The organism is Pseudomonas sp. Pseusp88, from assembly GCF_047303955.1.
Lineage (GTDB): Bacteria > Pseudomonadota > Gammaproteobacteria > Pseudomonadales > Pseudomonadaceae > Aquipseudomonas.
The window spans coordinates 1-914 of sequence record NZ_JBGLYM010000084.1; the positions used below are offsets into that span (position 1 = coordinate 1).

At 50.7% G+C, this 914-nt stretch carries 2 tRNA genes and 1 rRNA gene; all 3 read left to right on the plus strand.

Features of this window, described 5'->3' with window-relative positions:
• Nucleotides 1–404, plus strand: a 16S ribosomal RNA gene (locus tag ACCD02_RS32550); the annotation flags it as partial.
• A 123-nt stretch (nucleotides 405–527) separates the two neighbouring features.
• Nucleotides 528–604 (plus strand) — tRNA-Ile (locus ACCD02_RS32555).
• Between the two features lie 27 nt (nucleotides 605–631).
• Nucleotides 632–707, plus strand: a tRNA-Ala gene (locus ACCD02_RS32560).
• Nucleotides 708–914 lie beyond the last annotated feature (207 nt).

Sequence of the window (914 nt, forward strand, 5' to 3'; positions counted from 1 at the left end):
GGTGGGCACTCTAAGGAGACTGCCGGTGACAAACCGGAGGAAGGTGGGGATGACGTCAAGTCATCATGGCCCTTACGGCCTGGGCTACACACGTGCTACAATGGTCGGTACAGAGGGTTGCCAAGCCGCGAGGTGGAGCTAATCCCACAAAACCGATCGTAGTCCGGATCGCAGTCTGCAACTCGACTGCGTGAAGTCGGAATCGCTAGTAATCGCGAATCAGAATGTCGCGGTGAATACGTTCCCGGGCCTTGTACACACCGCCCGTCACACCATGGGAGTGGGTTGCACCAGAAGTAGCTAGTCTAACCTTCGGGAGGACGGTTACCACGGTGTGATTCATGACTGGGGTGAAGTCGTAACAAGGTAGCCGTAGGGGAACCTGCGGCTGGATCACCTCCTTAATCGAAGACTCAGCTTCTTCGCAAGTTCCCACACGAATTGCTTGATTCATTGAAGAAGACGATAGAAGCAGCTTCAAGCTTTAAGCTACAAGCTTCAAGTTTGATCGCGAAAGCATCAAAATTGGGTCTGTAGCTCAGTTGGTTAGAGCGCACCCCTGATAAGGGTGAGGTCGGCAGTTCGAATCTGCCCAGACCCACCAATTTTGTGGAAAAGCCTGTAGCAATACGGGGCCATAGCTCAGCTGGGAGAGCGCCTGCCTTGCACGCAGGAGGTCAACGGTTCGATCCCGTTTGGCTCCACCATTTACTGCTTCTACATCTCGCTAAAGCTTAGAAATGAGCATTCCATCGGTTCGATGGTGAATGTTGATTTCTGGTCTTTGACCAGTTCGTTCTTTAAAAATTTGGGTATGTGATAGAAATAGACTGAATGGCACTTTCACTGGTGTTGTTCAGGCTAAGGTAAAATTTGTGAGTTCTCGTAAGAGAAGCAAATTTTCGGCGAATGTC